The sequence below is a fragment of the Nonomuraea harbinensis genome (assembly GCF_019396385.1).
Classification (GTDB): domain Bacteria; phylum Actinomycetota; class Actinomycetes; order Streptosporangiales; family Streptosporangiaceae; genus Nonomuraea; species Nonomuraea ferruginea.
In genome coordinates this window covers 97,546-104,388 of the sequence record NZ_JAHKRN010000031.1, presented here as the reverse complement: position 1 = coordinate 104,388, position 6,843 = coordinate 97,546, and the positions used below count along the sequence as shown (strand labels likewise).

The following is a 6,843-nucleotide window of genomic DNA, read 5'->3' as shown; positions in this document are numbered from 1 at the left end:
GGCGAAGACTTCACTCTGGATTGGGATATCGCCCGCCATCGGAAGTACTAGAGGAATGGTTCGATAACCGAGTCGCGGCATGATATAGTTTCATTTGGGTCGAGTCCGGAAAATTCGGAGCCCCTCAACCCACGCCGAGGGAGGGCAGCAGCCAGAGCTGGGTGCGCAGCATGTCTCCCAGGACAGCCAGCCTGCCCCGGAGATCGGATGGCCCCATCGTCTATCCCGTTCCTTGGACGATCGTCCGCAGACTCCGCTTTGATCACCTGGCCGGTGTTCGCGGTTCGAGGTCTTCCTCCAGCAGCCGCCCATCCATCACCAGCACTGTGGGCGTGCTTTGATCGCCTTTCGCCCTGATGTTGATCGCGTAGTCGGCCAGGCGACCAGGCGAAGCATCACCGGCGCATAGGCGGCGACAGCGGCGATGGCGAGATGGAGGAGTTCACTCCCTGACCCGAGAAGCACCCCGATCCCCGTTTCCTGTCTGACGCCGCGGCATGCCTTGAATACCCTGCGTGCGCCGTTCATACCGTTCGTTTCCAGTGGTCTGCCCCGCCGCCTTCAGTATGGGACGCCGGCGCCGAAGCGACCTCCGTGGCTCCGGCCTGCGGAGGGCTGGCGCCAGGGGAGTTCCAGATGTTCAACTGGCATGCCTTTCGGTGCTCACCGCTGAGCATCCCTACGTCGGGTCGGTGATCTTGGGCGATCAGGTGCGACTTGTGCTCGTAGATGGATGACCGTGACCCCTGCGCATACCCTGATCGCCTCTTCGCTAAGGAGTCGCAGCATGGATGACCCGACGCCCTTCTTCGAAGGCCCCTTCGACAGCGACGAGGCCGCCGACGCCGTCGCGGAATTGGAAGAAGGCGATGACATCGCGGCGGCGATGACCGAGGTGCTCGACGAGTTCGTCCGCGACAGCGAGGACTATGCCGAGGAGGGCCAGGTGGAGGCCGCCCTGGCGATCGCCTGTCTGATCGCGGCCCGCATCTCGGGAATCGCTCCCGATGAGGCCGCTCATCACTGGCTGGACCGCAACCCCTTCACCGTCTCCGATGACCTGCGTCGCCTGGCCGCCGTGGCGTTCAATGTGGCCACCCGTGCCGACGACAACTATCTCCGCGAGGTCTGGGCCGCGGACTGGCCGGTGTTCCTGGAGCATCTGGAGCCCTACCGCAAGGCCCTGTTCGGTGAACCTCAGGAGCCGGCGGCCCCGTTCGTTGTGGACTTCTCCCGCCCCGGCAAGCACTGGCTCCAGGTGTTCTGGAGCACCACCGACCAGAGTCTGCCGCACGACAGCGCCTACGCCGATGTCGCCGGACACCTTGTCCAAGCTGTCAACGAGGCTCCGGAGTGGCTCGCCTGGTGGCGTCGGGCCGGCCTGCAGGAACTGCTCGTCTTCGGGGAACTCGTGCCGGGCGTCTACAGCGAGCGGATCTCTCGTGGCCGCACCACAGCCGAGGTCTGGATCGGCTTCGGTCACTCCCCTGAAATCTCCAGGGACTCCGCCATTCAGCAGGTCGCCGATGATGTTCGTACGGCTCTGAGCGCGGCAGGCCGTTACCTCGGCCTCGCTCCTGTTCCCTCGCTTCCCGCCCTTGACTGAGACATCCCGAAACCACCGGCTCGGCAAGCGGAGCGATCGATCGACGTGGTGACCACGCACAACCCGTGAGCCGTGAACGACCTCTACTTCTCCCGGCAGACCGGATTCCCGCTGGACCGGATGAACCCGTACGGATCGAGCCTGGTCTACGGTCACCCGCAGGTGCCGACGGGCGCGGCCTCTTCAGCGGCTGCGCGGCCGGGGACACGGCGGGGGCTGTGGTCGTGGAGGTCAGCGACCCCTGAACACCGGCGTGCAAGCTCACCTTGGATGGGATGGCCACTGGGCCAAATTCTGGCAAAGCTATTTCAAAGTCACTTCCACCCCCCACGGCTAACCTCACAAATGCGGCAATTCACCCACAATTCCAGTTACCCTCGTTGACAGCCTCGTACAACTCCGGAACAGGAGCGCTCGCACCTTCGAAAGGTTGATCAATGAACAACGACGCCGTGTGGGTTCGGGGCGTGACAGGTATGCAGCTGCACCACTCCACGGACCTCCAGGACGCCGGCCGCTTCCTGGGCAACGCCATGATGGCGCTGCGGGCGGCCCACGTACGAACCGGCGACGACCGGTACTCTGACCTCGCCTCCCAGCTGAAGACCCTGGTGGCGGAGGCCCGCACGCTGGAGACCCAGGCTCGCACCCGCCTGGAGGGACTGCACGCGACGCACCCGGAGCAGTTCGTACGCTGCCGCGAAGGCGAAGACCCGTGGCCGGACGAGATCCAGGCGGGGTTCATTCCCCGTCACACCTGCTACGACCAGTGCCTCTACCACGACCACGGTGTCCTCGATGCCATCACGCAGTGCACCTGCGGTCGTCCGCCGTGCCGCGCATGCGCTATCGGCGGCACGCCGTGAGGTGAAGCTCGCCTCGCATCCTGGCATTCAGTCACAGCACCGACCTGATCGCCGACCTCTCGGGGTCCAAGCGACGAGCGGCGAGGCCCGGTCGGCCCCGCCGTCGTGGTCTCGGTGACGTCCCCCTCAACTCGTCACGGCGCACTTGCCCCGGTCCTGCTTGACGGGCCCTTCCATGTTCGGACGTACGTCGAAGTCGAAGATCTCGGTGGGCAGGTAGAGCGAGCAGCAGGCGTTGGGAATGTCGACGATCCCGCTGACACGCCCTTCGATCGGCGCCGAGCCGAGGAGCAGATAGGCCTGTTCGCCGCTGTAACCCCACCTCTTGAGATACTCGACGGCGTTGAGACAGGCCCTGCGGTAGGCCACCGTCGCGTCAAGGTAGTAGTTGGTGTCGGTGTCGTGGTCCACCGAGATCCCGATGAACGAGAGGAACTCGGAGTATCTCGGCTCCACGTTTCCCGGCATGAACAGCGGATTGGTGGTGACACCGTACTTCTCCATGCCGCCCTTGATGAGGTCGACGTGGAAATCGATGTAGCCGCCCATCTCGATGGCGCCGCAGAAGGTGATCTCCCCGTCGCCCTGGCTGAAGTGCAGGTCGCCTCCGGAGAGTTTGGCGTCACGGACGTGGACCGGGTAGAAGACCCGGGCGCCGCGGGTGAAGTTCTTGATGTCGTGGTTACCGCCGTTCTCCCGCGCCGGCACGGTGCGTGCTCCCTCGGCGGCGATCCGCTGTGCCAGGTCGCCGTCGGCGGTGCCGGCGAGCGTGTGCTCGGGCAACGGCGGCAGGCCGAGCGGCGGAACGCGTCCCGCATCGGTGTCGATGAGCGCCTGCTCCCGGCGGTTCCAGGAACTGAGCAACTCGGCCGACGGCGCGGTGCCGAAGAGTCCAGGGTGGGTGATCCCGGTGAACCGGACTCCCGGCAGGTGGCGGGAGGTCGCGACCTGACCGTGGAAGTCCCAGATCGCCTTGTACGAGTCGGGGAAGTAGTCGGTCAGGAATCCGCCGCCGTTCCGCTTGGCGAAGATGCCGGTGTAGCCCCAGCCCTGTCCTGGTGCGTCCCCGACCTGCTGCGGCACCGGGCCGAGGTCGAGGATGTCGACGATGAGGAGGTCTCCGGGCTCGGCTCCTTCGACCCCGATGGGCCCGCTCAGCATGTGCGCGTAGCTCAGGTCGACATCGCGTACGTCGTTCGCCGAATCGTTGTTGCCGATCTGGGCGTCCGTCCATTCGCGGCACTCGACCCGGAACTCCTCACCGGGGCGTACCATTTCCACCACGGGAATATCCGGGTGCCAGCGGTTGTGGCCTGGGGTCGCCTGGTCCTTCATCGGCTTCGACTGGTCGACGCTGAATACGACTTTCGGCATGACACTTCCCCTCCTTTGTCGATGACTCCTTCGCGGTCAGCGTGTCGCCTCACCTCTCTTCGAGCTCGGTCACGTCCGGTGGAAGCGATGCGTGCCGGTGGTCCCCTGCGCCTCTGAGGTTTCGCCGGCCGGTTCCCCGTGTCTCGTCAGCGGCCACAGCACGGCGAACACCACCAGGCCGAACACGGCGAGAATGACCGCGAAGAGGGCGGTGGTGCGCCAGGATCCGGTGAGGATCATGAATGCCGGAATCGCCGCCGTGACCCATCCCTGGATAGCCGCGACCCAGCCCGTGTACCTGGTGATCTGCGTGCGTTTCAAGCCGAGCAGGACGAAGAAGAGCGTCCACAGGAAGGACCAGTAGAGCCAGATGACTCCGAAGCCCGGATCACCGAGGAGCTGGAAGTTGGCGTAGGAGTATCCGAGCGCCATGATGGCCACGAAGAGCGAGAAATAGCCGACACCTGTGGAGTCGAATCCGCCCAGCAGATTGATCCCCACATAGAGATAGGTGAATCCGAAGAGGTAGAGTCCCGACGCGTTCAGGAGCACGGCCGGATCGCCGGGGCTGAAGACGATCAGCAGGGTCGGTGTCACCACCTGCAAGGCTCCGACGAAGAGATTGAAGATCCCGGCTGCGCGCGGCTCGACCTTTCCCAGGAGCATCAGGCCATTGAGGAAGAGCACTGCGCCCACGTACAGGAGTCCGACGGCTCCCATCCCCACACACCTCCTCACGCCCCAGACGGGCGGTGTGTTCAGGAACGCCACGAGTCCAGGCGTACGCAACGTTCAGATCGATCGTCATGTCTGCTCAAGGCCGAGGCAGGCGCGACAGCGCCGGGTGCTGCGGTGTTCGTCGCCGCTCGGGAGTCACGTGCGTGACCACCTCGGGTGCTTCCTGACTCTGTTCGTCCCGGGCCAGCGCGGCGGACATCGCCGGGGACCGCCGGGCGAGGCTCGGCGCGGTGAAGACGCGGCGAGCCGGAGACCGGCACGCCGGGCAGTCGGCAACCGCCTCAGCGGTCCCTATCGGCAGGCGCACCTCGAACGGCCCGCACTCCAGACAGCGATACGCATAAGTCGCCATGACGCCCCCCGTCGAGATCCTCATCGCCTCACTGACATGCGGCGATAGAGGCCTTACCTCCAGCACACCTCGGGGGTTGTCGCCATGTCAAGACAAGAGTCAGGGGTGCGTGGGGCGGGGGACGACCCGTCGTACACGACATGGGCTGCACCAGGGTGGACCACCCTCGCTTTGTCATGAGGGAGCACGCATGCTCACCACCCGGTTCGTGCCAGGCTCGCCGTGCTGGATCGAGCTCGGCAGTCCGCACCTGGAGACCGCGAAACGGTTCTACGGCGGTCTGTTCTTGGTTGCGGGGCTGCGGCGCTCAATCAGCAGGACGTTCCGCCAGACGCCGTGGTGGCGGCCGATGCGTTCCCGGGTGCCGACCACCCGGAAGCCGAGCGCCTGGTGCAGGGCCAGGCTGGCGGCGTTCTCGGCGAAGATGCCGGACTGGATCGTCCAGATTCCGGCGTCCTGGCCGGCGGCGATGAACGCCGACAGCAGCGCCCGGCCGATGCCCTGGGCCTGGCATCCCGGGTGGACGTAGACGCTGTGCTCGATCACCCCGGCGTACACGGGCCGGGCCGAGACAGAGGAGGCGGCCACCCAGCCGAGCACCTGGCCGGTGCCGGTGTCGAAGGCCACGTAGCGCAGGTGGGGGAGCCTGGCCGCGGTGAAGCCCTCCCAGCTCGGGGCGGTGGTCTCGAAACTGGCCTGGCCGGTGTCCAGCCCGGCCTGGTAGATGGCCAGCACCTGGTCGGCGTCGTCGTCGCGCATGGGCCTGATCTCCGTCCCGGGTGGGGCCTCCGGCTTGGCGGCCTGGACGATCGCCGAGTGCACGCCGTCGCCGTGGCCGGCGGTCAACGTGATGTGCAGGTCCATGAACCCCGATGCGGCCAGCAGCCGCCGGTACTCCGCCACCGGCAGCGCCCCGGCCGCGCAGCCGATCCGCTCTTCGACGGCCGCCCGCCGATCGGGGTCCGGTTCGCCGTCCGTCACGACGTCGCTGACGCCGAAGCGGCCGCCCGGCCGGAGCACCCGGAACGCCTCGGCCAGCACCGCGGCCTTGTCGCTGGACAGGTTGATGACGCAGTTGGAGATGACCACGTCCACCGACCGGTCCGGCAGCGGCACCCGCTCGATCGTGCCGTGCAGGAACTCCGCGTTGCGCGCGCCCGCCTGCTCGGCGTTGCGGCGGGCCAGCGCCAGCATGTCGGCGCTGGCGTCCAGCCCGTAGGCCTGGCCGTGCTCGCCGACGCGGCGGGCGGACAGCAGCACGTCGATGCCGCCGCCCGAGCCCAGGTCGAGCACGGTCTCACCGGGCCGCAACTCGGCGACGGCCACCGGGTTGCCGCAGCCCAGACTCGCCCGTACCGCCGCTTCGGGCAGCAGGCCGAGGTCGTCGTAGCCGGCGGCGCCGAATCGGCCCTGGTCGAAGGCTTCGGGGCCGCAGTCGGCGATCGTCCGGCCGGCCGCGGCGTCGCGGGCCAGCGCGGAGTAGCGCCTGATGATCTCCTCTTGCGCCATGGCATCGCTCCTCTACTCGCAGGTGGGCGGGGCCGGGGCGGAGTTGCCCATGACCACGTCGGCGGCGGTCGGGAAACAGCTCACGCAGACCTCGTTGATCCGGTACAGGCCGGCGGTGCCCCGCCGCTCCACCAGCACGAACCGCACCTCGGCCAGAATCTTCAGATGGTGCGAGACGGTGGACTGGCCCACCCCTGAGGCGGCCACGATCTCGCCCACGCTCATCGGCGCGCGCCGCCGGGCCAGGAGCGACACGATCTGGATCCGCGTCGCGTCTGCCAGTGCCTTGAACCAGCTCGCGTACTCCTCCGCCTCCGCGCGCGGCAGCGGTCCCGTTTCCTCGCTCATCGTTAATCGACGATAATAGATCAAAGGGAAGAGCGAAAGCCCTGGGAAGC

Annotated in this window: 7 protein-coding genes; 2 read left to right on the top strand and 5 right to left on the bottom strand. The window is 66.9% G+C overall.

Annotated features, from left to right (window positions below; genetic code table 11):
* Positions 1–787: 787 nt before the first annotated feature.
* Together KME79_RS28450 and KME79_RS28445 are read left to right on the top strand one after the other, a co-directional pair.
* The gene (locus tag KME79_RS28450) at positions 788–1,606 is read left to right on the top strand and encodes a DUF4259 domain-containing protein (RefSeq protein ID WP_219547332.1); all 819 of its coding nucleotides are present in this window, start codon (positions 788–790) and stop codon (positions 1,604–1,606) included.
* A 437-nt stretch (positions 1,607–2,043) separates the two neighbouring features.
* Positions 2,044–2,472 carry a hypothetical protein gene (locus tag KME79_RS28445; protein WP_148030836.1) on the top strand — a complete coding sequence of 143 codons (429 nt, stop codon included), beginning with the start codon at positions 2,044–2,046 and terminating at the stop codon, positions 2,470–2,472.
* Between the two features lie 126 nt (positions 2,473–2,598).
* Here KME79_RS28445 and fmdA read toward each other — a convergent pair whose 3' ends face one another.
* From fmdA to KME79_RS28420, 5 genes are all read right to left on the bottom strand, one after another.
* The gene (gene fmdA, locus KME79_RS28440; RefSeq protein ID WP_219547330.1) at positions 2,599–3,846 is read right to left on the bottom strand and encodes a formamidase; all 1,248 of its coding nucleotides are present in this window, start codon (positions 3,844–3,846) and stop codon (positions 2,599–2,601) included.
* A gap of 69 nt (positions 3,847–3,915) precedes the next feature.
* Positions 3,916–4,566 (bottom strand): AmiS/UreI family transporter, encoded by a 651-nt coding sequence (locus KME79_RS28435; RefSeq protein WP_219547328.1) that lies wholly within the window; start codon positions 4,564–4,566, stop codon positions 3,916–3,918.
* A gap of 94 nt (positions 4,567–4,660) precedes the next feature.
* Positions 4,661–4,936 (bottom strand): FmdB family zinc ribbon protein, encoded by a 276-nt coding sequence (locus KME79_RS47510; protein WP_219547326.1) that lies wholly within the window; start codon positions 4,934–4,936, stop codon positions 4,661–4,663.
* A 270-nt stretch (positions 4,937–5,206) separates the two neighbouring features.
* Positions 5,207–6,445 (bottom strand): GNAT family N-acetyltransferase, encoded by a 1,239-nt coding sequence (locus tag KME79_RS28425; protein WP_219547324.1) that lies wholly within the window; start codon positions 6,443–6,445, stop codon positions 5,207–5,209.
* Between the two features lie 12 nt (positions 6,446–6,457).
* Positions 6,458–6,793: an ArsR/SmtB family transcription factor gene (locus KME79_RS28420; protein WP_219547322.1), complete on the bottom strand. Its 336-nt coding sequence runs from the start codon at positions 6,791–6,793 to the stop codon at positions 6,458–6,460.
* Between the last annotated feature and the right edge of the window lie 50 nt (positions 6,794–6,843).

What these genes read in the sequence shown, in the direction of transcription:
- KME79_RS28450 (WP_219547332.1), top strand. Translation starts at nt 788, where the DNA reads ATGGATGACCCGACGCCCTTCTTCGAAGGCCCCTTCGACAGCGACGAG.
- KME79_RS28445 (WP_148030836.1), top strand. Translation starts at nt 2,044, where the DNA reads ATGAACAACGACGCCGTGTGGGTTCGGGGCGTGACAGGTATGCAGCTG.
- fmdA (WP_219547330.1), bottom strand. Translation starts at nt 3,846, where the DNA reads ATGCCGAAAGTCGTATTCAGCGTCGACCAGTCGAAGCCGATGAAGGAC.
- KME79_RS28435 (WP_219547328.1), bottom strand. Translation starts at nt 4,566, where the DNA reads ATGGGAGCCGTCGGACTCCTGTACGTGGGCGCAGTGCTCTTCCTCAAT.
- KME79_RS47510 (WP_219547326.1), bottom strand. Translation starts at nt 4,936, where the DNA reads ATGGCGACTTATGCGTATCGCTGTCTGGAGTGCGGGCCGTTCGAGGTG.
- KME79_RS28425 (WP_219547324.1), bottom strand. Translation starts at nt 6,445, where the DNA reads ATGGCGCAAGAGGAGATCATCAGGCGCTACTCCGCGCTGGCCCGCGAC.
- KME79_RS28420 (WP_219547322.1), bottom strand. Translation starts at nt 6,793, where the DNA reads ATGAGCGAGGAAACGGGACCGCTGCCGCGCGCGGAGGCGGAGGAGTAC.